Annotated in this window: 21 protein-coding genes and 1 pseudogene; 17 read left to right on the top strand and 5 right to left on the bottom strand. The window is 41.2% G+C overall.

Annotated features, from left to right (window positions below; translation table 11 throughout):
- Nucleotides 1-31 precede the first annotated feature (31 nt).
- Complete coding sequence (locus tag KAN5_RS14810) at nt 32-883, bottom strand: D-hexose-6-phosphate mutarotase (protein WP_016710303.1); 852 nt, start codon at nt 881-883, stop codon at nt 32-34.
- A 324-nt stretch (nt 884-1,207) separates the two neighbouring features.
- Between KAN5_RS14810 and KAN5_RS14805 the strand changes: the two genes are divergently transcribed.
- From KAN5_RS14805 to KAN5_RS14760, 10 genes and pseudogenes are all read left to right on the top strand, one after another.
- Nucleotides 1,208-1,702, top strand: coding sequence for a MarR family transcriptional regulator (locus KAN5_RS14805; RefSeq protein WP_016710302.1), 495 nt, complete (start codon nt 1,208-1,210; stop codon nt 1,700-1,702).
- A gap of 104 nt (nt 1,703-1,806) precedes the next feature.
- Complete coding sequence (locus KAN5_RS14800) at nt 1,807-3,108, top strand: porin (protein WP_244390012.1); 1,302 nt, start codon at nt 1,807-1,809, stop codon at nt 3,106-3,108.
- 176 nt (nt 3,109-3,284) lie between these two features.
- Nucleotides 3,285-3,752, top strand: coding sequence for a sigma-70 family RNA polymerase sigma factor (locus tag KAN5_RS14795; protein WP_016710300.1), 468 nt, complete (start codon nt 3,285-3,287; stop codon nt 3,750-3,752).
- 17 nt (nt 3,753-3,769) lie between these two features.
- A complete protein-coding gene (locus KAN5_RS14790) occupies nt 3,770-4,723 on the top strand; it encodes a FecR domain-containing protein (protein ID WP_244390011.1) in 954 nt (317 codons plus the stop codon).
- Nucleotides 4,724-4,812: 89 nt separating this feature from the next.
- Complete coding sequence (locus KAN5_RS14785; protein ID WP_138555060.1) at nt 4,813-7,443, top strand: TonB-dependent receptor; 2,631 nt, start codon at nt 4,813-4,815, stop codon at nt 7,441-7,443.
- Between the two features lie 239 nt (nt 7,444-7,682).
- Nucleotides 7,683-8,063, top strand: a pseudogene (locus KAN5_RS14780) (YbaN family protein); the annotation flags it as partial.
- Between the two features lie 236 nt (nt 8,064-8,299).
- Nucleotides 8,300-8,932, top strand: a complete 633-nt coding sequence (locus tag KAN5_RS14775; RefSeq protein ID WP_016710296.1) for a PepSY-associated TM helix domain-containing protein — start codon at nt 8,300-8,302, stop codon at nt 8,930-8,932.
- Nucleotides 8,932-9,435 carry a DUF2271 domain-containing protein gene (locus KAN5_RS14770; RefSeq protein ID WP_016710295.1) on the top strand — a complete coding sequence of 168 codons (504 nt, stop codon included), beginning with the start codon at nt 8,932-8,934 and terminating at the stop codon, nt 9,433-9,435. Before KAN5_RS14775 ends, KAN5_RS14770 begins: the two co-directional genes overlap by 1 nt.
- Nucleotides 9,436-9,495: 60 nt before the next feature.
- A complete protein-coding gene (locus tag KAN5_RS14765) occupies nt 9,496-10,338 on the top strand; it encodes a DUF4198 domain-containing protein (protein WP_016710294.1) in 843 nt (280 codons plus the stop codon).
- A 195-nt stretch (nt 10,339-10,533) separates the two neighbouring features.
- On the top strand, nt 10,534-11,424 hold the full coding sequence (locus KAN5_RS14760) for a DUF4097 domain-containing protein (RefSeq protein ID WP_244390010.1): 891 nt from the start codon (nt 10,534-10,536) through the stop codon (nt 11,422-11,424).
- 1 nt (nt 11,425) lies between these two features.
- Here the strand turns inward: KAN5_RS14760 and KAN5_RS14755 are convergent, their stop codons facing one another.
- Complete coding sequence (locus KAN5_RS14755; RefSeq protein ID WP_244390009.1) at nt 11,426-11,971, bottom strand: hypothetical protein; 546 nt, start codon at nt 11,969-11,971, stop codon at nt 11,426-11,428.
- 134 nt (nt 11,972-12,105) lie between these two features.
- On the opposite strand from KAN5_RS14755, the gene KAN5_RS14750 reads away from it, so the two are divergent.
- The 7 genes from KAN5_RS14750 to KAN5_RS14720 all read left to right on the top strand — a co-directional run bounded on the left by KAN5_RS14750 (nt 12,106) and on the right by KAN5_RS14720 (nt 18,891).
- Entirely contained in the window at nt 12,106-12,528 is a 423-nt protein-coding gene (locus KAN5_RS14750; RefSeq protein WP_016710291.1) for a DoxX family protein, read from the top strand.
- Nucleotides 12,529-12,635: 107 nt separating this feature from the next.
- A complete protein-coding gene (locus tag KAN5_RS14745) occupies nt 12,636-14,489 on the top strand; it encodes a monovalent cation:proton antiporter-2 (CPA2) family protein (protein WP_138555066.1) in 1,854 nt (617 codons plus the stop codon).
- Nucleotides 14,482-15,378, top strand: a complete 897-nt coding sequence (locus KAN5_RS14740) for a LysR family transcriptional regulator (protein WP_016710289.1) — start codon at nt 14,482-14,484, stop codon at nt 15,376-15,378. The genes KAN5_RS14745 and KAN5_RS14740 overlap by 8 nt, the downstream gene beginning before the upstream one ends.
- Before the next feature lie 120 nt (nt 15,379-15,498).
- A complete protein-coding gene (locus KAN5_RS14735) occupies nt 15,499-16,188 on the top strand; it encodes a pirin family protein (protein ID WP_244390008.1) in 690 nt (229 codons plus the stop codon).
- A 12-nt stretch (nt 16,189-16,200) separates the two neighbouring features.
- Nucleotides 16,201-16,929, top strand: coding sequence for a sulfite exporter TauE/SafE family protein (locus KAN5_RS14730; RefSeq protein ID WP_244390007.1), 729 nt, complete (start codon nt 16,201-16,203; stop codon nt 16,927-16,929).
- A gap of 65 nt (nt 16,930-16,994) precedes the next feature.
- Nucleotides 16,995-17,438 (top strand): dihydroneopterin triphosphate diphosphatase, encoded by a 444-nt coding sequence (gene nudB / locus KAN5_RS14725; protein WP_016710286.1) that lies wholly within the window; start codon nt 16,995-16,997, stop codon nt 17,436-17,438.
- 142 nt (nt 17,439-17,580) lie between these two features.
- Nucleotides 17,581-18,891: a mechanosensitive ion channel domain-containing protein gene (locus KAN5_RS14720; RefSeq protein WP_016710285.1), complete on the top strand. Its 1,311-nt coding sequence runs from the start codon at nt 17,581-17,583 to the stop codon at nt 18,889-18,891.
- A gap of 21 nt (nt 18,892-18,912) precedes the next feature.
- Here KAN5_RS14720 and KAN5_RS14715 read toward each other — a convergent pair whose 3' ends face one another.
- From KAN5_RS14715 to KAN5_RS14705, 3 genes are all read right to left on the bottom strand, one after another.
- Nucleotides 18,913-19,281: a hypothetical protein gene (locus KAN5_RS14715; protein WP_016710284.1), complete on the bottom strand. Its 369-nt coding sequence runs from the start codon at nt 19,279-19,281 to the stop codon at nt 18,913-18,915.
- Between the two features lie 83 nt (nt 19,282-19,364).
- Nucleotides 19,365-20,510, bottom strand: coding sequence for a heparan-alpha-glucosaminide N-acetyltransferase domain-containing protein (locus KAN5_RS14710; protein WP_244390006.1), 1,146 nt, complete (start codon nt 20,508-20,510; stop codon nt 19,365-19,367).
- Nucleotides 20,500-22,578 (bottom strand): TonB-dependent siderophore receptor, encoded by a 2,079-nt coding sequence (locus tag KAN5_RS14705; protein ID WP_244390005.1) that lies wholly within the window; start codon nt 22,576-22,578, stop codon nt 20,500-20,502. The genes KAN5_RS14710 and KAN5_RS14705 overlap by 11 nt, the downstream gene beginning before the upstream one ends.
- Between the last annotated feature and the right edge of the window lie 140 nt (nt 22,579-22,718).

Here is a 22,718-nt window from a genome sequence, read left to right as displayed (position 1 = left end):
CTCAATTTATAATACCACTATAACCTATGTATTAAACCCAACGAATGGTCGTCGCTAAAGTATGGCTTGCACCTGGGGCTACAACAGCACTGTCATCCATTACATTTGCGGCTTCTAAACACAACATCGTGTGGTATTCGTCATCAGCAAAATTAGATAAACGTTTTGATTTATCAATCCATGGGTTCCATAGTACGCACGATGTTGAATTTTCGCGGCCTACTTCAATAATACCATCAGGGGTAATGATACGCTGTGTCGCAGCAGCTTGGGTATAAACCATGTCTGTTTCACGAGCAAAACCAACCAGTTCATTTTGTTCAAATGGGCCCTCAGCAAATTCAATATATTTTGAGCCTTGTAGTCCATCAACCTGAGTTTCAGTAATTGCTGGTGTTGGGAAGTAGGTGTGCAGTGCTTGCGTAAACGTAATCGTTTGATCGCTTAGATTTGTTGTTGTTAAACGCACTTCAAGCTTAGTTGTTAGTATAAATTCCACTTTAAGCGTTGATTTATGCGGCCAATAAGTCTCATCCACTTGAGCCATCGGCAGAGTTAAACTGACACGTATTTCATCATCTTGCTCAGATACTTCATTCGCACGCCATAGGCTTGTGCGCGCGACACCATGAATTGGCCAATCTGGATTTGCATTAACCCCAAACCATGGCCAGCAAATGGGAATACCACCACGTACACTTTTGCCTTCTTGGTAATCTTCTTCGCTTGATACCCAGATTAAAGGTTTTTTGTCAGTTGGTGTAAATTCAGTGAGCTGCGCGCCCTGTAGGAAAATTTTCGCGCTACAAAACTCACTTGCAACATTAATATACTCTAAGCCTGTGTCTGTTTGTTCTATGCTTACAGATGGAGATAACTTCATAATACGTCCCATAAAAATGAAAAGCCTAACCCACCTTACCCAATACTCGGCCTGTTAGTAAATATTATTTAGTGAGTTTTTGTGTCAAATTCTATAATTTTTCACTCTGTCGCTTCTTATTAGCAAAATATCTGATAATAACGTGTAATTTAACAACGATGTTTTAGAGAAAATTGATTTCAACTCAAATAATATAAACCACTCTGTAAAGCCAGTATTACAGTATTAATCCTCTTCATTAATTTGAACTCTATTTATTAGATGTGTAATATTTATTAGTTGCGATCACACCTAAACTGCAAACCTGCTGCTAATGAGATAAAAATGAAAAAATATGACGAGTTATTGGTTTCTTTACGTAAAGTGATCCGCGCGATCGATCTGCACTCTAAGCAGTTAAATAAAACGTCAGGTCTGACCGGTCCACAGCTACTAATTATGACAGAAGTCGCTCAAACAGACGGTATTACCGCTAGTCGCATCGCGCAAAATGTTAATTTAAGCCCCGCAACTGTTACCAATATTTTAGACCGCTTAGAGAACCGGGATTTAGTGACTCGTGTGCGTAGCCAATTAGATAAGCGTCGAGTCAGTCTGTATTTAACACAAAGTGGTAAGTCTATATTGCTAGCAGCGCCACAACCTTTGCAAGAGCACTTTATCGAACAATTTAGTGCTTTAGAAGAGTGGGAACAAAGCCAGTTACTTTCATCAATGCAGCGCATTGCAACTATGATGGATGCACAAAGTATCGACGCGGCACCATTATTAGAAGTGGGTCTGCTTACCCGAGCTGCTGAAGGAAAAATAACAGAATAAATATATTAAATATACATTTAAGCATAGTTTATAAATGACCAACTTGGGTTTGAGGTACAATTAGTCTATCCTATCTATATCCATTTCTAGATTAGCGATATATCATGCTCAAACTATCTCAGTTTGCTGTCGCAACTATGCTAGGCGTTACAACTAGCGCCTCATACGCTTCTTCGAACATTGAAGCTATGCAAGCCCAACTAAATCAACTGCAACAACAAATGCAGCAACTACAACAGCAGTTAGCCGCTGAAAAAGCCAAACAAACAAAAATTAACCAACAGCTTGAGCAGCAAAACGAGATCATTGCAAAGCAAGCGCAGGATAATACTGAAACAGCGTTATCTGGGGTAAAGTTTGGTGGCGCGATTCGTACCAACTACAGCCATACTTCTTACGATGACGGTAATAAAAATCGCGGTGGCGATTTTGATTTTGATATCTTCCGTTTAAATGTTTCTGGTGATATCGGCGGCGTGTTGATAGGCGGCGAAATTCGCTTTTTTGATTACATGACCGCGATAAAATCAGCTTGGGCAGGGTATCAATTTACTGATGATTGGCAAATGCAGGTAGGTATAACAAAAGTCCCATTTGGTAACGATCCATATAATTCGCATAACTACTTTTTTAGCGCAAACTACTACCTTGGCCTCGAAGATGACCATGATTTAGGGATAATGTTTAAACGCAAAGTGGCTGATAACTGGCAATTAGACTTAGGGTTTTTCAAAAACGATGAACTCGGTGGGATTGATGGTTACGTAGAAGATCGTAGCCACCGCTATTCGTACGATATTGTCGGCAGCCGCACCGCCGACGAAGGTATTTATGCTACACCAACCAGAGAGCTTGGTGAGTACAATACCTTTACAGGGCGCTACGCTTATTACTTTGAACACGGTGAAGGCATGATCACCGAAGTGGGTGTATCTGGCTTAGCTGGGGGCTTACATGACGGCCAAGAGCGTGCCGGAAGTTACAATGCATGGGCATTGCATGTAAATAGCAATATTAATAACTGGAATATTCAGCTACAGCATGGAGAATATGATTACAACATTGATGACACCAACCGCATCGCGGTAGGCGCCTATGCGTTTTATGACTCAATTGCAGCCGATGCAACCACCAGCAGTTTGAATGTCGCGTATAGTTTACCGGTAGAATGGGGGCCTGTGAGCAATCTGCAATTTTACAATGATTACAGCGCTGTTTATAACAAGTCTGATGATACCGCAGATACTTGGATGAATGTGACCGGCGTATCCGTTGCTGCAGGTGGCTTATTTACCTACTTTGATTTAGTGCATGCTCGAAACCAAGCTTTTGTTGGCGGCTCTGTCGCAGGCGATAGCGATGAAACAGAACGTCGCTTTAATATCAATATAGGCTATTATTTTTAGGCTTATTCAGTCACCCAGCGTGTTTGCTGGGTGCATTCTCACCTACGCTTACTTTCATTCTGCACAGTAATAACCGCACACAATCGAGAATTCACAATATTTATAAACGATAATAATTGCTATTTACTAAATAAACCGCTAACATCTGGCTCTTTTTTGGAAACGGATGGTACACATTGGAACGACATTACGCTGAAGTTCTAAGCTTTATTTCTCGCTCTGTGGGCTGTCGTGATAAAGCCGAAAACATAGTACAAGAAGCTTATACTCGATTACTCCGTGGGCGCATTAATCAAACAAACTACGATGAAAATCACCAACGGGCACTATTTTTTACCGCAGCTAAAAATATTGTGATCGATCATTATCGCCGCAACCAGAAGTTCGTTGATCCCATAGAATGCGAACTCGTTGCCCCCTGTGATTATGAGCCTGAAGCAAAATTAGCTAGCCAACAACAGCTCGAATTACTTTATACTTGCATTGATCAGCTGCCACTGAAAACTAAACAAGCCTTTACGCTGTATAAATTTAAAAATCTAAGCTACCAACAAGTAGCCGAACAAATGGGTATTTCAGTAAGTATGGTGGAAAAACATTTAGCGACAGCCATGCTTGCATGCCGTGATGCAATAAAGAAATAAGTGCGAGAATAACAATCATGACCCGTCATCAAACACCTTTGCAACTTCAACAGCAGGCTAACCACTGGCTCGAGCTACAACGAACTGGTTTAAATAAAACCCAGCAACAAGCATTTATGCATTGGCTAAATGAAAGCCCAGCACACCACGCAGCTTATCAAGAAACTCAGCAAGTAAACCTACTACTGGCAAAATTTGACGATGCACAAACAGCCAAAGTTAATGATGCAACCAAGCACTCAGGCTTGAGTAAAATATGGGCTATCGCCGCCTGTGCAGCACTGATGGTGATCAGCCTTATCAGTTATCAGTATTGGCCAAACAGTGACTTGCCAAGTTTTCATGCTCAATATCAATCAGCGCGGGGAGAACAAATCGACTTTGAACTACCCGATGGTAGTCAGCTCAGTTTGGATGCGCAAAGCCAACTGTTATTAGTGTTTGATGCTAAGCAAAGAGTCAGCCAGTTAAAGCAAGGTCGTGCCTTATTTGATATTGCCAAAGATCCACAGCGCCCCTTTATTGTAAATACTAACAGCGCAAATATTACCGTGTTAGGTACTCGCTTTAGTGTTGATAGTAAAAGCAATAGCACGCGGATAAGCGTTGATCATGGCCGTGTAAAAGTTCAGAGCACTGATAACTCACAGCACCTCATTGAACTAGTTCAGGGGCAACAAGCCGTACTGACAAAACAAGGAGTCGAGGTGCAAAATATAAATCCACACCTTGTCGATGCGTGGCGTAACGGCCGCTTAGTCTTTAACAATGTGCCCCTATACGAAGTATGTGCTGAGTTTACCCGCTATCACGATGTTAACTTTGAATTTACCAAACTCAGCGTTAGAAACATGATGATTTCAGGTACATTTAATGCTAATGAGCTGGACAATTTTTTAAATCTTCTTCCCCACGTATTGCCTATAGAAATTAAAAACAATAATAATCATGTGGTTATGAGTGAAAATTAATTAATTTAAAAAAACTCAAAATTTATTGAGGGATTCTCATTTTCATTCGTTTTCATATAAATCAATTTGCTTTATATGGAACAATTACAATGCTCAGCACTTCGCGACACTGTTCAAAGTTAACCACTCTCACGCTTGCTTTAGGGCTAGTGTTAAGCCAGCCTTTAGCGGCTCAAGCACAGAGCAATATAGTCACCTTTAATATTGCTCAACAACCACTTAGCCAAGCACTTAACCAACTCGCTGAACAAGCTGATATGAGCTTAATCGCAGATGCAAATTTACTTGATAACTTGCAAGCACCCGCTTTGTATGGGCAAAAAACAGTACGCGATGCATTAACGCAAACCTTGCAAGGCACGGCAATAATAGCTGAAATAGTGGGCAACACTATTATTCTCAAAGGTACTAACACAACAGCCACAACAACTGCTCCCGCTGATTTGCAGGCTAATTTAGCAGAGCAGCCAAAACACGCTGACGACATCGAAGTCATTGTTGTCAAAGGCGATCAAATCAACCTCAATCGCGAACAGTTAGAGCGTACTAAAGGTAGTTCCAACGCTGATATTTTCTCAACTCATACCAGTATTGAAGCTAACAACCTGCGTAATGAAGCTGGTGCACTGGATATTGGTATTCGTGGTGTACAGGGGGAAGGCCGTGTGCCGGTTTTTATTGATGGGAGTTTGCAGTCAACCCATACCAACCGAGGCTATATGGGTACATCTGACAGAACCTATATTGATTCTGATTTGATCAGCACAGTCAGTGTTGAAAAAGGCGCCTCTAGTCGAGTTTCACCTTATGGTGCAGGTGCTATTGGCGGTACGGTCACAATTAGCACCCTCAACCCGAGCGATATTTTAAGCGCCAACCAAGAGTTTGGTGTGTTAATGAAATTAAAAACTTACAACAACAATAAAACACCCGAGATAAGCGATGATCCTTGGCAACAAGAGTATTATCAAGTAACTCAAGATCAAGACAGTAGCCAATTTGAAAATGGCGGCTTGGTACTGGCATCAGCTTACAAAGGCGATGATTTTAGCGGGGTACTTGCCTACAGTAAAAAAGAAACCGGCAATTATTTTGCTGGGAGTCATGGTTATGATCAGTTTGTTGATGTAACCGATAGCGGCTTTGAACGACTGCCTCCCGTCAATCAAGGTGCAGAAGTGGTTAACACCAGCTTTGCCAGTGAGTCTTACCTTGCCAAGTTTAATTACGCTTTTAATGACGAGCACAGCGTAGAAGTAAATACTCGCCACCATCAACAAGAAGCCGGTGAAATGCTTGCATCGTATTGGTTAAAATATACAGAGGGTGATTACTGGCGCTTACCCGATGGTACTTTTGGTATTATTCCACAAGGCATTGAAGCCATGCCACAATGGGAGCCAGGTACTGCCCATGTAAATAGCGCCAGCGCAACTTACCATTATTTACCCACCAATAATAACAAGGTTGATTTAAAGGTTAATCTGTGGAGTACCAATGCAAAGCTTAAACAATACAATGCATTAGGATCGAATTTAGGCCCAAATGCACTGCAGTATTTACACGAATACTCAAACCGACGTCACGGTGTCAGTGTTTATAATACAGCGACTTTTAAACTTGCAGATTCCATTCCTACCGTACTAACAACGGGGTTTTCGTGGCAAGATGAAAAGCTCACACCAAAAGAAGGCTCTGAAGACAACTTTTGGTCAGGCACGACAACGTCACGTAACGGTAAACAAACCAGCCAAAGCTTATTTGCCAATGCGCAGCTAGACTTCGACGCGCTAGAATTAGTACTTAATGCCAATATCCACAATGCTGAAACTGAAGATTATCAAACCGGCTTGAGCCAAGAATTTGATGAGAAAACTGATTTTACTGCGCAGCTTTATTATCAATTACTTAGCAATACGACCTTAAAAGCAAAATACAGCCACGCTTATAGAATGCCGAGTGTGTATGAGACCACAGTTTCAAATGAGGTATTCTCATACTCTCCTTATTACCCAGTTGCCCCAGAGCAAACTAATTCATTTGAAGTCGGTGTGGAAAGCCAGTTCAGTGGAGCGCTAGTAACAACAGATTCATTAACCATTGCCGCTAACTATTTTGATACGCAAATTAAAGATATGATTGCCACGGCCAATCTACCCAACTTAGATCCTGCGGCGCCTGAGTGGCTTGAAACGTCCTCAACCTTTACCAATTACGATAGCTTTACTTTACCGGGTATAGAGGTATTGCTTAACTATACGAGTCAATACGTATATGCCTCGGCATCCATTACTAAATATCAGAATATTGAAATTTGCTCTGCACAAATGGCGGAACTTGCTGGCGTAGCAACTTGTAATAACTTAGGTTTTTCAGGCAGCTTAACTCCACTGCGTATCCCACCAGAAAAAAACTATGTAGCAACACTTGGCTTCACCCTCTTTGATGATGCTCTTGATGCTGGTTTTATTTATAAAAAACATTCAGATAAGTCTCATCCAGGCGGATTTTTGTCAGGCACAGGTGCAGCCAATGTACTAGCGTATATTCCTGCTAGTTATCAGCTTGATATGTATTTAGACTATACATTTAGCCCACGCTTTAGTGCTTATACCTCAATCACCAATGTGACCGACCGTTACGCTGTTTCTGCAGGCTCAATTGTTGCTGTCCCAGAACCTGGACGTACTGTCACCATAGGCTTAGAAATCAAACTGTAATTTTCATTATGCGGCAGCAAAGCATTGCTGCCGTTATATATTAATCCAACTCGAACCACAAAAATCAACCGTTGCCAATGTGTGCATTTACACCAATACTGAGTATTGACTGTGGTTTTACCACAGCTCTAGGGTGGCTTTATGGTGTTGAGGGCTTGGCGTGACAGTGTATGTCGTCATCTTGTACTATTGATTAACCGCATCGTCCCATTTTTAACTTTTCAGGCTTAAGTCTATTTATGAATTTAAAGGCAACTTTAGTCACGTATAAAAATATTGGCTACCAACTACTTGGTTTAATCCTTGTTGGGCTTGGTATTGTAGGCATTGTTTTACCTGTTATGCCCACCACTATTTTTTTCATTTTGGCACTAGCGTGTTTTACCCGCTCATCGCCAAAACTTGCGACTTGGTTGCTGAACCATCCTCGTTATGGCACAACATTGCGACATTGGCAGGATCACAAAATTGTCCCCACCAAAGCAAAGTGGTATGCGGGCTTAGGTATGTCATTAGGCTTTATATTGTTACTCATGTCAGATCCTGCGGGTTGGGTTATTTACCTTATCGCAGTAATCGAGTCTGTGGTGATGATTTACTTGATATCGCGCCCTTCGGCTCTCACACAGCCGCAATGTAACGTGATGAAACAAAAACAAATTAAACTTTTGTGTATTTTTATGGCTGTGCTTATCCATGGTATTACTATCGCTATTATCATCTATAAACCAGTCTCTGGCGCTATTACATAGCAACGTATGTATAGCAACACAAATGTAAAGTTCGTAAATAAAGTTGTTATAGCTAATGCAAATGATTACCATATAGCAATTATAGCTTAGCAACTACATTATTTATGCCGTTAATAAATAAACGAACTTTATATAGCACCAGCCGTGCGTTACATATTTACCTATCAACTGCACTGCTGTTTTTACTGATCTTATTTTGTGTAAGTGGCATTGTTCTTAACCATGTAGATTGGCTTGAAGGCGACAAAGATGATGGTCAACTCACCATCCAACTGCCAACAGAACTAATCGCACAAGCAAAAACAAATATAGACACGCTTCCCTCTTTATACCCGCAAATAGAGGCTTATTTAGCTGCTGAACATGGCCTAACAAAAGTAAAAAGTATTGATTGGGAAAAAGAAGATGCGCTGGTAATGCTCGACTACCCACTGCCTGCAGGTTTTGCCTTTGCTGAACTTGATTTTATTAGCGGTGAATTGAATCTCGAATATCAAACAGGTGGTTTTTTAAGCCTTATTGGCGATCTACATAAAGGTCGCCATACCGGCGAGGCATGGAGTTGGGTCATTGATATATCTGCAATATTAATGATTCTATTTGCTATCACCGGCATGATTATCTTATTTCAAAATAGAAAAAAACGCTTAGTAGGAATATGGCTAACAGTGCTTGGGATCGCGACACCGGCAGTCATTTATTTATGCTGGGTTCCGCAACTAAAAGGAGTGTCTTAATGCTAAAACTTAATACCCTAATTGCTGCTGTTGTATTATTTACAGCCGCTTTATTTCAACATCAAGCGCATGCTACAGAGCTTGAAATTGAACTTACTCTACCTGATCTAGACGTACAGCCTTATCATCGCCCTTATGTGGCTGTATGGTTAGAAACACCTGAGCGCAAACACGTCACCACAGTTGCACTATGGGTTGAGAAAGCAGAATGGTTTAAAGACCTACGTCAATGGTGGCGTAAAGCAGGAAAAAGCGACGCTAACTTTGACGGTGTCACTGGCGCTACAAAACGCCCAGGAACATACACAATTAACTGGGATGGCACTGACTTAGCAGGCAAAGCAGTTACTGCTGGAACATACCTACTTAATTTAGAAGTTGTACGTGAAGAAGGAGGCCGAGATTACACCCGTGTTGAGCTTGATTTAAGTAAAGATGGCAAAATTACCATTGATGGCACTAAAGAGTTTTCACAAAGCTTCGTCACTATCAAAGCTAAATAGCAGCATTAAATAACTAGCAAGTAAAACAAATGCTACACATTATTTAAATAAGGAAAGATCATGAAAATCAATTTACTAAAAAGCGCTTTTATTGGCGCACTTACGTTTACTGCCCTCGCATCTAGTTATGCTAATGCTCATGCTCGCTGGTTAGTGCCGTCGCATACATCTCTTTCTGGTGATAAAGCCCATTATGTAATGATTGATGCCAGTATCTCCAATGAAATTTTTGCGCCAGACAAAGCATATCGCCCTGAGCAAAAAGGCGCAGAATATGATGATAACCTGATCATGGCACTTGGTCCTGATGGTCAGCCTGTCAGTGATAAAATTCGCGCTTACTACCTACAACGTAAAAATTCTGCTGCAGTTAAACTAAGCAGCGAAGGTACTTACCATATTGCGATGAGCCAAGAGCCACGCATAATGACTTTTTATAAAGATGCAAAAGGCGAGCGCGGTCGTGTATTTGGTCCTAAGGACAGCAAAGATATACCAGCTGGCGCCACTGATATTAGAACGACAAAATCAATCGCAACTGTAGATACATTTGTAAGTCGTAACGGTACTTCAAAACCAGCGCTACTTGGTCAGGGCTTAGAGATCAGCGGCCCAACTCACCCTAATGATTTATTTGTTGGTGAAGAGGCGCGTTTTCAATTATTAAAAGATGGCAAACCTGCAGCAAACGTAGAACTTGCTATTTTAAAAGGTGACACTCGTTACCGTAATGAGCGTGGCGAAGTTAAAGTAACCACAGATAAAGACGGCTTTTTCACTAATACATGGCAACACCCAGGTTTATACCTGATTGAAGCAAGCGTGAGCGAAGATTCATCTGAAAAAGGTATCGATAGCGTACGCTATTCATTATTTACTACCTTAGATGTAGCGCCAGAATAATTAACTTATAACCGAGTGGTTAGCGCTTGCTAACCACTTTCATTTTCACTACTCGTTAGCGCTATACACTACTTTATAGTCAGTAAGTTTTATCTACATAACAAAACCAATTATAAAACAAAAACTTAAATTTTGGCTTCGTTTTTGCTATTACTAGCGTATATGGAATGTCTAACTAAAAACGAGTGCGCTAAAATGACGAATAAATCTCTGTCTTTACTAACTAAATCACTACCTATCGCCGCCAGCTTACTACTACTCAGTGGCTGTATTGTGCATGTCTCAACCTCATCAGCCAATATGCAGCAACAGCAGCAACGCTCAATATCGGCCGTACAATTACAACAACTCGACATTGAAGCTGAAGCAGGCTCGCTTAAAGTCATTGGCTCAAGCACTGCGACTGAAATCACAGTAAATGCAACGATTTATTCAGCAAAAAGTGATGACCCTTATACGCTAACTCTTGAACACAAAGGCGACAAAGCAATATTAGTCGCCAAAAACCACAACCCATCAGGTATGGTGGTGTACCAAGGCAATTCACCTAGTATTGATTTAGTTATTACTGTGCCAAGTTCATTTAATTTAGATATTGATGATGATTCCGGTGATATCAATATTGCTGGTGTACAGGGTAATATTGATATCGATGATGACTCAGGCAGCATTCGTATTGATCAAGGTCATCACGTCACGATTGATGACGATTCAGGCGATATAGACCTGCAAAATATTACTGGCAATGTCGAGATCAGTGATGACTCTGGCAGTATTACTGCACGTAACGTTGCTGGCAATATGACTATTGAAGATGACTCAGGTGATATAACCCTTACCAATATCACTGGCAGCGTAGATATTGACGATAACTCGGGCAGTATTTCTGCTGAACAGTTAGGCAGTTACATCAACATTGAAGATGAATCAGGTGATATTTATGTTGAACATGTAAATGGCCTAGTCACTATTGAGGATAGCTCTGGCAGTATTCGTGTTAATCACGCCAAAGGCTTAACCATTATTGACGATGGCTCTGGTGATTTGAGCATCGACAACATCAATGGCCCAGTAAAGCTAGACTAATTTACAGCCCTTTTTGTGGCCGCGCTTTGGTGTAATCAATCGTGTGGTCACAACTGCCATCATTCTCACAATCATTCATCCCATCACCATCCCCGTCCCAACTTGGATGCATGGTTTTTGTGGGCATATTGCCATCCACATGTTTGATAATTGTGAGTTTGTAATTGCTGCTTTCATTACGTCGAGCCGCATTACGCATTAAATAAACTCGCACAATATAATCACCATCTTTAGCAAGTTGATGCTTTACATAATGCCCCTCAATTGAGCCAATAAACACAGCTTGGCTGCTATCTGCGGGTAAAATATTAAAATTATTGCTTAAATTTGAAGGTGTAAGAGTTACATTAAGAATATCACCAGCATTACCGCTTACTAAATAATCGTTAAACTCATTCCCTGTGATCTGCTGCTCAAATTCTACTCGCTGAGTACTGGACTCAGGATCAAACACAACCTGATGCTGCCCTGCACTTATCGGTTGCGTTAAGACAACCAGCATAAACATAGCTATCAGTATGATTTTATAAAATAACGTAGTGTGCATTTTAATCCCTTACCAGCAACATTCTCTTAAACAGAATGATACACAATAAAATAACTAATTTTCATCCTCATAGAATGAACATAAACTTAATTCATCGCAGTAGTACTGCATAATAAACAACAGGAATTAACAATATGAACATTTTAACGCTTATTACAAAACACCCAACACTCACTAATATTAGCAGCTTATTTGCCCGTGTGGGTCTGGCAACTTTATTTATCTTAACGAGCTTTAGCAAAATACAATATTTTGATGCTACAGCTCAGTATATGACAACCGCGGGCTTACCTGAATTTTTGTTGCCGCTGGTTATCGCCTTTGAACTAATTGGTGGTCTATTGATAGTACTGGGGTTTTTAACGCAACTAACCGCCATTGCCTTTGCCGCTTTTAGTGTTGTAAGTGCCTTGTTATTTCACTTTCAACTGGATGATCAAATACAGTTTTTAATGTTTTATAAAAATATCACTATAGCCGGTGGCTTCTTAGCATTAGCAAGTCACGGTGCGGGCAAATTTAGTATTGATCATCTATTGTTAAACCGTCCGTCTTAACCTTTCACATAATAAGAGTCCAGAGCAATAACCACACTGGGCTCTATTTCTTTGCAAAATTTAAGGCATACTAGGAATAAGTTAGCCTGCATTATCAAAGGATATCCATGTTAGAAATTGCATTAATTTATTTAGCTGCAGCCATTGTTGCGGTGCCAATCGCTAAACGCCTTGGGCTTGGCTCCGTGCTTGGCTATTTACTAGCTGGTATTTTAATCGGCCCATTTATATTAGGTTTAGTGGGCGATCAAACTTCAGTAATGCACTTTGCTGAGTTTGGTGTAGTGATGATGCTGTTTCTCGTTGGCCTTGAATTACAGCCTGCTCGTTTATGGAAACTGCGCCATTCAATTTTAGGACTTGGTGGCCTGCAAGTTATTCTTACTGCAGCCGTGATTTTTGCAATAAGTTATTGGCTACTTGCAATGCAGTGGCAAAGTGCTTTGGCAATCGGTTTAATGCTGGCGCTTTCTTCAACCGCCATTGTATTACAAAGCCTTGAAGAAAAAGGCTGGCTAAAGAATGAAGCTGGGCAAAACGCATTTTCGGTATTGTTATTTCAAGATATTGCGGTTATTCCCATTTTAGCTTTATTGCCACTATTGGCGTTTGAGCCACAATTAAACACCACCAATATGAGCCACTCACTAACTGCTGATTGGCCGGTATGGGGGCAAGTTAGCGCTTCAGTGACAGTAATTGCAGCCATAATACTCGCTGGCAAATACATTTCAGCGCCATTATTTAGATACATTGCTGAAACCCGTATGCGGGAAATATTCACCGTATTTGCGTTATTTTTAGTAGTGGCTATTGCGCTTATTATGCAAAACGTTGGTCTATCACCTGCTCTTGGTACTTTTTTAGCCGGTGTGGTGTTAGCTGAAAGTGAGTTTCGTCACGAGTTAGAGGCCGACATAGAGCCTTTTAAAGGCTTGTTACTAGGCTTATTCTTTGTAGCAGTGGGCGCATCGATTGATTTTGGCTTGTTATTTAACCAGTTTGCGATAGTGGCATTGCTTGTTGTTGCTCTGATATTAGTTAAAGCTGCGGTGTTATATACACTGGCACGTATTTTTAAAATTCATCACAGCCACCAGCTGTTATTTACCTTAGCACTTGCACAAGGCGGTGAGTTTGCCTTTGTACTCCTTACTATGACTAATACATTGCAAATATTAACGCCAGAGCAAAGCAGCTTAACTACTTTGGTAGTGGCAATTTCCATGCTGATCGCGCCATTACTTTTAATGCTTTACGACACACTCCAAAAGCGCCACAACACAACAACCAAACCTGATTTTGATAAACCTGAGCAAATCAGCCCAGCAAAGCATGTGATCATCGCCGGTTACGGTCGCTTCGGGCAAATTATAGGACGCTTATTGAGTACCCAAGGTTATGATATCAGCGTGCTTGATCACAGTCCGAGCCAAATTGATTTGCTGCGCCGCTTTGGTAACACCGTACATTATGGTGATGCCGCGCGTAAAGAGCTGCTCGAAGCAGCAGGTGCTGATACAGCTCAATTATTAGTAATTGCTATCGATAATGCGGATAAAACCCTCGAAATAGTGAAACTTGCGCGTAAACATTTCCCACAATTAAAAATTGTTGCTCGTGCAATTGACCGCCGCCATGCTTATCAGTTACTACAATTAGAAGTCGACGCCTTTAACCGTGAAACCGTTGATTCAGCTATCAACTTAGGCGTTGAAACGTTGCAACTGCTAGGTAATTCAACGCAAGATGCACAACGTGCTGGGCACTTATTTAGAGAGCATGACCGTGCTTCTGTTATACAACTGGCCAAACTATGGGGCGACGACCACAGCTATGGTGTAGCGGTACGCCAACGTACTGAAGACTTAAAGCAAGTACTCAACCAAGATAAACAAGCACGCCAATCATTAAATACCTGTGATCAAGGCGATTGCGAGGACCATAATAAAAATGCTTAGAATAACTTTAGAACAGTGGCGTATGTTTAGAGCCGTTGTGGAGCATGGTGGCTTTAACCAAGCGGCGCAAAAGATTCATAAAAGCCAATCGAGTATTCATAATTCGGTTGGTAAAATTGAAACCGCGCTAGGGGTCAAACTATTTACCATCGCAGGCCGAAAAACGGTGATCACCGAAGCTGGCGAAATGATACTTCGCCGCGCCAATTATCTACTCGAGGAAGCCGCAAAAGTCGAAGCCGTTGGCCATACTTTAAGTGAAGGGATTGAAAGCAAGCTACGTATTGCAGTCGATGAAATATTTCCCCAAGCACTACTTTATAAAGTGCTCAATAACACCTCAGCCATGTATCCATTATTACGCATTGAACTACACGAATCAGTGTTAACTGGCGCGAATGAATTACTAGAGAACACCAATGTAGATATTGCAATATCGGGGTTTACTGGCAAAGCCGGATTTAGTGAAGAGTTATGCAATATCGAGTTTACGGCTGTTGCACACCCAGATCATGCCCTACATAGCATCACCCGACCTATCACCCTTGAAGACTTGAAATCGCACCGGCAAATTGTGGTCCGCGATTCAGCCTTACATAATAAGCAAGACGGTGGCTGGCTAGGTGCTGACCAACGCTGGACTGTCAGTCATATGCGTACTTCTATCGACATGATCAGCAACGGCTTGGGCTTTGCTTGGCTGCCTAGCACAGCGATCGTCAATCAATTAGCTCAAAATCAACTCAAACCCCTAAACCTTAGCCACAATAGCAAACGCAGTGCCATGCTTCACTTGCTCTTTAAAGACAGTGACCGTCTCGGCCCAGCCGCTCGTACATTCATTGGTGAGTTACGCTATCAAGTAATGCAGGCTGAACTTGATTGTTAATTAACTAAGGGCTTTCATTCTATTAAATAGAATGAATAGTCCTTTTAAAAGCGATTTTAATCTTTCACATAAAACTTATACTGCTGTTATTAAAGTTAGCATCTGATCAGGAGTTAAGTTATGCACTATATACGCAAAGCACACGAACGTGGACAAGCAAATTTTGGCTGGCTGCAAAGTAAGCATAGCTTTTCATTTGGCCGTTACCTTGATCCAAAACATATGGGGTTTTCAACTCTTAGAGTAATTAATGAAGATAAGCTCAGCCCTGGTCAAGGCTTTGCGACTCACGGGCATCGTGATATGGAGATTATCTCTTATGTCATTGCGGGTGCATTAAAACATAAAGACAGCACAGGCAATGAATACAGCGTGCCCGCAGGAGACATTCAGCGCATGAGCGCAGGCAGTGGTATCATGCATAGCGAGTATAATGCTTCGAACTCAGAAACAGCGCATTTCTTACAAATTTGGATCCAACCTAAATTGCGCGGTATCACGCCAAGTTATGAACAAAAAAGCATTATTCAAACTGCGCCCCTCACTCCACTGGTCACACCAAGCGGCGAACAAGGCAGCGTTAGTATAAATCAAGATGCCAGTTTATACCGTTTACAGTTAACTGCTGGGCAAACATATGACTTGCAAACCAACCATCGTAAAGGGTATTTTCATGTAATATCAGGCTCTGTTGAGGCCGATGCTGATACCTTTAGCTCAGGCGATGCATTTGCCTTAAATAGTGAACAGCGCGTAACACTCACAGCTAAAGACCAGCTAGAGGCATTATGGTTTGATTTACCAGCTTAAATAAGGAAGTTAATGACAGCTACAACCCTCGCGATCATCGCATTTGTGGTATTACTTACCGGCGTATCTAAATCTGGATTTGCCGGTGCGCTTGGTGTGTTCTCTGTGCCTATCCTTATGCTTATTATGCCACCTGTGGCTGCAATTGGTTTAATGCTGCCCGTACTTATAGTTGCCGATGTGTTTAGCTTAAAAAGTTACTGGCAACAATGGGATATAAAACAACTTAAACGCTTACTGCCAGGTTTATTAGCTGGTGTTATAACGGCTCACATTCTAATTGGCTGGCTTGATGCGGCGTTTATAAAAACCACAATTGCTATTTTATGTATTGTGTTTGCTATTCGCAGCTTAGCCTTTAGCCAATTTACCTTAAGCGCCCTAAATAGCCGTATAGGTGCGTTATCTATGGGTGGTTTAGCCGGTATTACCAGCACTTTAATACATGCGGGAGGACCGCCACTGATTATGTATTTCAGTACCATTCAACTCCCCCCAAAACGTTTTGTAGCCACTGTTGCGATTATTTTTGCAATGATGAATACCATCAAACTAATTGGCTTTATTAGCCTTGGTTTAATCGAAGTAAAATGGGTATTAATAGCCCTAGCTAGCTTGCCTATTGCTTTTATAGGCAACCGTTTAGGGATTTGGTTACAAAGCAAGCTCAATACCGCACAGTTCTTAAGAATGATGAATTTCCTGTTGCTGCTACTAGGCATCTGGTTATTAGCTAAGTGATCTGGCTAGTTAAATAATTCATGCTCAGGTACACTCATGGAACATACTGTCTTTGAGGTTCCACTTTGTTAGATAATCAACCACTTCGCAAACCCTTCTCTGTACTGGTTGTTATTTATAAAAAAAATAAAGATTGCTTACTGATCCAACGCACTGATGATGCCAACTTTTGGCAATCTGTAACAGGGGGGATTGATGAAGGCGAAACGCCTATAACAACAGCGTATCGAGAGCTTTTAGAAGAAACAGGGATAGATGCCCGCGCGCTGGGTCTGACTATGCAAGATCACAAAAAAACGAATCAATATACGATTAGGGAATCATGGCGACATCGCTATCAAGCCAACGCGTTAGTCAATACTGAACATGTGTTTAGTATTTGCGTGCCGGATGATATCACTATTGTGTTAGATCCTAATGAGCACACTGACTTTGTTTGGCTAACACAACAACAAGCAGCAGAGAAAGCGTGGTCACCGAGTAACCGCGATGAAATACTGGCGTTATAATCCTAAGTCATTTATCAGTGTTTTGTTAAACACGCCATCTAGTTAACATAATAAGCTTTAAAAGTGTCGTTAATTATTCTGTAAATTTTCAAACTTATCAGCCATAGTAAAGCATCTGAATTTACCTAAAAAAGTCTTTTTTATGGATAGTGAGTTTTTTTCCAAACAATTTGAGTCTGTTTGGTTATTGATCCAATCAATGCTTAGCCAACCAGCAACCTATCTACAGATACTGGTGATCATCGCCAGCTATGCTGTAGCCTACTGGATTTATTCAAAAACAGTAAAGAAGCGAGTCGATAAGCATACTAAAGTAGCGTCAGAACATCCGATCAACATTATGCTGTTTCGACTCAGTAATATCGTCTACCCGCTGGCAGCAATCATTTTACTGAAAATATTTACTTCTATAGGTCTCACTGCGGATCTGCAAGTATGGTTAATGAATACTGCACTCAGCATTGCCATCTTATTGTTTGCTTACTCTATTATTAAAGAGTTTGTTAATAGCCCCTTTATGTCAGCGCTATTTAAGCTGGTTGGTTTGCCTATATTACTATTGCACTTACTTGGCTTTTTACCGGTATTTATTAAAGCTCTTGAAGGAGTTTCTATAAACCTAGGTAATATTCAAGTCAGTTTATATGGGCTGACTCGGGTGTTATTTTTTGGCGCTATTTTATTTTGGCTAGGCCGAGCATCTAGTAATGTTGGTAAAGTTATCATTCGTAATCAGCAAACACTGGATATCAGTACCCGCGAAGTATTTACGAAACTCTTTGAAGTTGGCTTATTTTGCATTATCGCATTGTTGCTACTGAATATAATGGGAGTAAATCTTACTGCATTGGCAGTGTTTGGCGGCGCGCTAGGTGTCGGCCTTGGCTTAGGGCTGCAATCAATCGCCTCTAATTTTATTTCTGGTATTATTATTTTGCTCGATAAATCTCTCACCATTGGTGATTTTGTTGAGCTAGAAAACGGTAAAAGTGGCTTTGTAAGAGAGTTCAAGATGCGCCATGCTATTCTTGAAACCTATGACGGTAAAGACATACTAGTCCCTAACGAAACATTCATTTCGTCTTTACTCACAAACTGGACGCACAAAGATCCTAAACAACGTTATCGTGTCGATTTTAGTGTGGCATACGCCACTGATGTTCGCGCCATGGTCGAGATTATTAAAGACGCGGTTGCTGAGCACCCTCAAGTTATTAGTGGCCCTGATGTGCCATTTGAAGAACGCCCTGATTGCGAAATAGATAGCTTTGGAGATAACGGGATTAATATGTTTGTGGAATTTTGGATGCAAGGCATAGATGATGGTAAAAATCGCGTTGGTGGCGACTTATTGCTAATCATATTAGAAACTCTCAAAGCGCATGATATTGCAATTCCATTCCCACAACGCGAAGTTAGAGTGCTTAACGAAGGCTTTGTCAGTAAGGTTTAAATTAAGCGGTGTTAACACCGCTTACTCTATTTTCTTTTTTACTGTCTTTTTGATGTTTTTGCCATCGTTGTCTTTTTGCAGCTTGTCTGGCACAATTTCGTCTACTTTTTCATCAACAGCATCTGCCGCTTTGTCTTTAAGCGTGTCGTTACGGCCAGTTGCTTTATCAACTGCTTTTCCTGCAACACCGTCATCTGGTAGGGCATTTTCTATCACTTTGCCAGCGCTATCTTTTGCAGTCTCGGCAGGATTACAACGCCCACCCACCCCAATAGCGGCTTTAGTCGCAGCACTTTTTACCGCTTTTTCAGCGGTGCAATCAGGGTCAGTAATACCCGCATTAACAGCAAACGGTAGCAGTAATGCGAAGCTTAGGCTTAATTTCTTCATGTTAATTATCCTTGTTATGGCTAATCCGAAGCTAAGGTATAGCACATGGATAAACATGCTGCGTTATAACGATTGCGGGTAATTTATAAATACTTTAACCACGGCTTTTTACTTTTGCGTTTATAGGCACTAAACCATTGAGTGGGCCAATAAAGTGCTAGAGCTAATAAGGCGGCGATAAGCCAAATCCAGCCAATGTGATCCACCCCAAAATAACGCCCTTGATTAGCACCATAAATGGCATGACCAATTGCATAAAGTACAAGTAACGCATAAAGGTGCACAATATAGAAGAACATTGGCACCGAGCCAAAGGTACGCAGTGCATTTAAAAAGCGATTTAACGGTCGCTCAAATAGCCATAAACCAAAAAACATCATTGCGAGCGTTATAAGTAAAAAGCTTAACGATGGCGGGTATTTAGTCACATTAAATACTGACATTAAGGTTTCAGAACTGCTTGCAAACTGTTGCCAAGGCAAAGTTTCACCATAAATATTAAAACCACGTAAAATAGCAAACAGTGCCACACAAGCTAAGCCTAAACCGACTAGCCACTGCTTTCTATCATCGCTATCGCGACTAGGAGCATATATAGGGCCTGCACAGTAACCTAATAAAATAACCCCAATCCAAGGCAATACGGGATAACTAATTTTTACATCAATTAAGCCACCCTGAGAAATATAACCGCGATCGTGCAATATAGTCCACAGGGTATAACCCCATTCATCAGGGCTAAAACTAATTGGTGTAAGTAAGTTGTGACCAAATACAATGAGTAAACCTAACATCAATAACACCCGTTGCGGCAAGTTAATAAGCAGCGCGAGCGTGAGCATACACAACCCAATTGCCCACATGACTTGCAACCAAATAGTGTGAAAGTAGCCCATCCATGAAAAACAAATAACCGTGATTTCAAGTGCGATTAAAAACAGCCCCCGTTTAATCAAAAAGCTACGGGCTGAGCGCGCAACACCATTCGCTGGGTGGCTGTAAAGCCACGCCGAAAGTCCGGTTAAAAATATGAAGGTGGGCGCACAAAAGTGCGCCGCAAAGCGACTCCAGAAAAGCCCTGGGCTGGTGGTGTCTACATCCATAGGATCAGACACCTGCATATGCAAAAAGAACCGTTCACGAACGTGGTCAACAAGCATTAGTAAAATAACCACACCACGCATGATGTCGATACTATGAATACGGTTTTTAATTTGCTCAGAAGTCATAAGATAAACCTAGCTTAAACTGGGTTGGCGCACCAGGATAAGCCCATAAAGCGTTGTAACTACTGGCGATATAACTTTCATCGAATACATTATCAGCATTCAGTGACACTGCCGTACGATCGGTTGCTTGCCATTTAGCAAATAAACCCACTAACTGATAACTCGGTAAGCGGAACGTTAAATCAGCAGGGTCGCCGAGTCGGTCTGAAATATATTGATAATGCCCACCAATTTTGATGTCTTGTTCAAATACACGGGCATCATGATTTAGTGAAAGCGAAAAGTTATTTTCAGGTACATTAACTAAAGGGCTGCCTTTGGGAATTGGTACTAACCAATCAACATTAACTACATCGTTCGCTGTTTCAGCTTTTACATAGGCATAAGACACTGTGTACTCAGTATTAGCTCCTAAATTACCTGTTACATCAACTTCAAAACCTTTACTTGTCGCTTTACCTACTGGTGCGGAATAGCCAACGTTCACCGGATCGGCAACCAACATATTGCTCTTACTGGCATCGAATAATGCAATAGTGCCGCTAATTTTTTCAAAGCTAAACTTCATGCCCACTTCAAACGAGTCACTTTCTTCAAAACCAAACGGTTCGCCTTGTGCGTCAGTGCCACTTAATGGCAAAAAACCTTCTGAATAACTGGTATAAAGATTAATCGCATCGTTTAGCTCATACACCATACCAAAGCGAGGACTGACTCTGTTTTCTTTACTATTTGAGGCAACACCTGACTTAGTTTCGAAGATGTCTTGTTCAATCTCATCAAAACGCAAACCCACCATCACTTTAAAGCGCTCGGTAATATCTAGCTGATCTTGCATGTAGATACCGTATGCGTTTTGCTGTTCGTTGTTTTCATACTGCATTTCAACATCAGGACCAGGGCCAGTACTGTAATTTGGCTCATAAATATCAATGGTATACGTGCCATTGCCACCACGATAACGATACAGCCCTGTACGAAGTTCGTAATCATAAGCATCAGCACCAAGCAAAACGTGATTAGTGATACCCGCTAACTCAAAGTTACCACTGAGCTCAAAACGCAAGCTTAAATCCTCAGACTCATAATCTCGATAGCGATGTTGGCGGGTTAAGGTGTGGCCATCATCAAACAATGATTGACGTGATGGCGAAAGTTCCGCATCAGAAGAATAGCCATTTAACGTTGCTGTACGGTAGTTTGCACCCAGTAATAATGTCCAATCACTACTAATATCATAGTCATAACTTAGTTGATGACCACGTGAATGAACCTTAGTAGGGCCATCGTTTGGATTACCTAAGAAGCGGTTTTCAGGCACAGTATCAAAATTATCGTTAAGAACGACAATGCCACGGTCATACATTTGTTGCTGATCAACATATTCAAATTCGTATGTTAATGATGACTTGTCGTTAAGTTGATAATAAAGCGAAGGCGTAATCACAAACTTATCGTGATGTACGTAATCACGAAAACTGTCGCTATCTTGCCATGCCCCGTTGACTCGAAAAGCGATATCATCTGTAAGGCCGTTAGTGTAATCACCTTGCACACGTTTATGATTATCACTACCAAGCTCTGCTTTTAATTGGCCTTGCTGATAAAACTGCGGCTTTTTAGTAATAATGTTGATTGTGCCGCCAGGCTCAGAGCGACCATATAAAGCCGAACCGGGCCCTTTTAGTACTTCAATATAATCAATATTTGACACGTCACGTGGACCCGCAAACCCTCTACCACCACTAAAGCCATTGATTAAGTAACCCGACGGCATATTTTCATTACCTGACAAACCGCGAATAGAATAGCTATCCCACAGTGCACCGCCGTTATTTTTACGAGAAATACTCGCTGAAAAATCCAGAGCATCTCTAAACTTGGTAATGCCATTATCAACCATCATTTCTTTACTTAATGTGGTAATTGACTGCGGTAGCTCTTTAAGCGGAATATCACCCCGAAAGGCTTGCTTATGTGCAATGGTGATGGTTTCTATATCTGACTCAGAAGCAGCGGAGCCGTAAGAAATTGCTAAAAATGTGAGAGTTAATGCTGAGTACTTCATGATCCACTTTTATAATTGCTCGGTTAATTTGGATATAATATAACATACTGCAACGTTAATGATATACTATAACATTCAATTTAAAGAAATAAATCAGCCTAAAACCCAAGCTATTAATCATAAATAGAATGCGCTAAAGT

It is taken from the genome of Pseudoalteromonas sp. KAN5, assembly GCF_022846535.1.
Classification (GTDB): domain Bacteria; phylum Pseudomonadota; class Gammaproteobacteria; order Enterobacterales; family Alteromonadaceae; genus Pseudoalteromonas; species Pseudoalteromonas haloplanktis.
The sequence above is the reverse complement of the archived record's forward strand: the minus strand, read 5'-3'. Positions and strand labels throughout refer to the sequence as shown.

Bases quoted from the DNA above. Each gene is read 5' to 3' on its own strand.
- KAN5_RS14810 (WP_016710303.1), bottom strand. From the start codon at position 883: ATGAAGTTATCTCCATCTGTAAGCATAGAACAAACAGACACAGGCTTA.
- KAN5_RS14805 (WP_016710302.1), top strand. From the start codon at position 1,208: ATGAAAAAATATGACGAGTTATTGGTTTCTTTACGTAAAGTGATCCGC.
- KAN5_RS14800 (WP_244390012.1), top strand. From the start codon at position 1,807: ATGCTCAAACTATCTCAGTTTGCTGTCGCAACTATGCTAGGCGTTACA.
- KAN5_RS14790 (WP_244390011.1), top strand. From the start codon at position 3,770: ATGACCCGTCATCAAACACCTTTGCAACTTCAACAGCAGGCTAACCAC.
- KAN5_RS14785 (WP_138555060.1), top strand. From the start codon at position 4,813: ATGCTCAGCACTTCGCGACACTGTTCAAAGTTAACCACTCTCACGCTT.
- KAN5_RS14775 (WP_016710296.1), top strand. From the start codon at position 8,300: ATGCCGTTAATAAATAAACGAACTTTATATAGCACCAGCCGTGCGTTA.
- KAN5_RS14770 (WP_016710295.1), top strand. From the start codon at position 8,932: ATGCTAAAACTTAATACCCTAATTGCTGCTGTTGTATTATTTACAGCC.
- KAN5_RS14765 (WP_016710294.1), top strand. From the start codon at position 9,496: ATGAAAATCAATTTACTAAAAAGCGCTTTTATTGGCGCACTTACGTTT.
- KAN5_RS14760 (WP_244390010.1), top strand. From the start codon at position 10,534: ATGACGAATAAATCTCTGTCTTTACTAACTAAATCACTACCTATCGCC.
- KAN5_RS14755 (WP_244390009.1), bottom strand. From the start codon at position 11,971: ATGCACACTACGTTATTTTATAAAATCATACTGATAGCTATGTTTATG.
- KAN5_RS14750 (WP_016710291.1), top strand. From the start codon at position 12,106: ATGAACATTTTAACGCTTATTACAAAACACCCAACACTCACTAATATT.
- KAN5_RS14745 (WP_138555066.1), top strand. From the start codon at position 12,636: ATGTTAGAAATTGCATTAATTTATTTAGCTGCAGCCATTGTTGCGGTG.
- KAN5_RS14740 (WP_016710289.1), top strand. From the start codon at position 14,482: ATGCTTAGAATAACTTTAGAACAGTGGCGTATGTTTAGAGCCGTTGTG.
- KAN5_RS14735 (WP_244390008.1), top strand. From the start codon at position 15,499: ATGCACTATATACGCAAAGCACACGAACGTGGACAAGCAAATTTTGGC.
- KAN5_RS14730 (WP_244390007.1), top strand. From the start codon at position 16,201: ATGACAGCTACAACCCTCGCGATCATCGCATTTGTGGTATTACTTACC.
- KAN5_RS14720 (WP_016710285.1), top strand. From the start codon at position 17,581: ATGGATAGTGAGTTTTTTTCCAAACAATTTGAGTCTGTTTGGTTATTG.
- KAN5_RS14715 (WP_016710284.1), bottom strand. From the start codon at position 19,281: ATGAAGAAATTAAGCCTAAGCTTCGCATTACTGCTACCGTTTGCTGTT.
- KAN5_RS14710 (WP_244390006.1), bottom strand. From the start codon at position 20,510: ATGACTTCTGAGCAAATTAAAAACCGTATTCATAGTATCGACATCATG.
- KAN5_RS14705 (WP_244390005.1), bottom strand. From the start codon at position 22,578: ATGAAGTACTCAGCATTAACTCTCACATTTTTAGCAATTTCTTACGGC.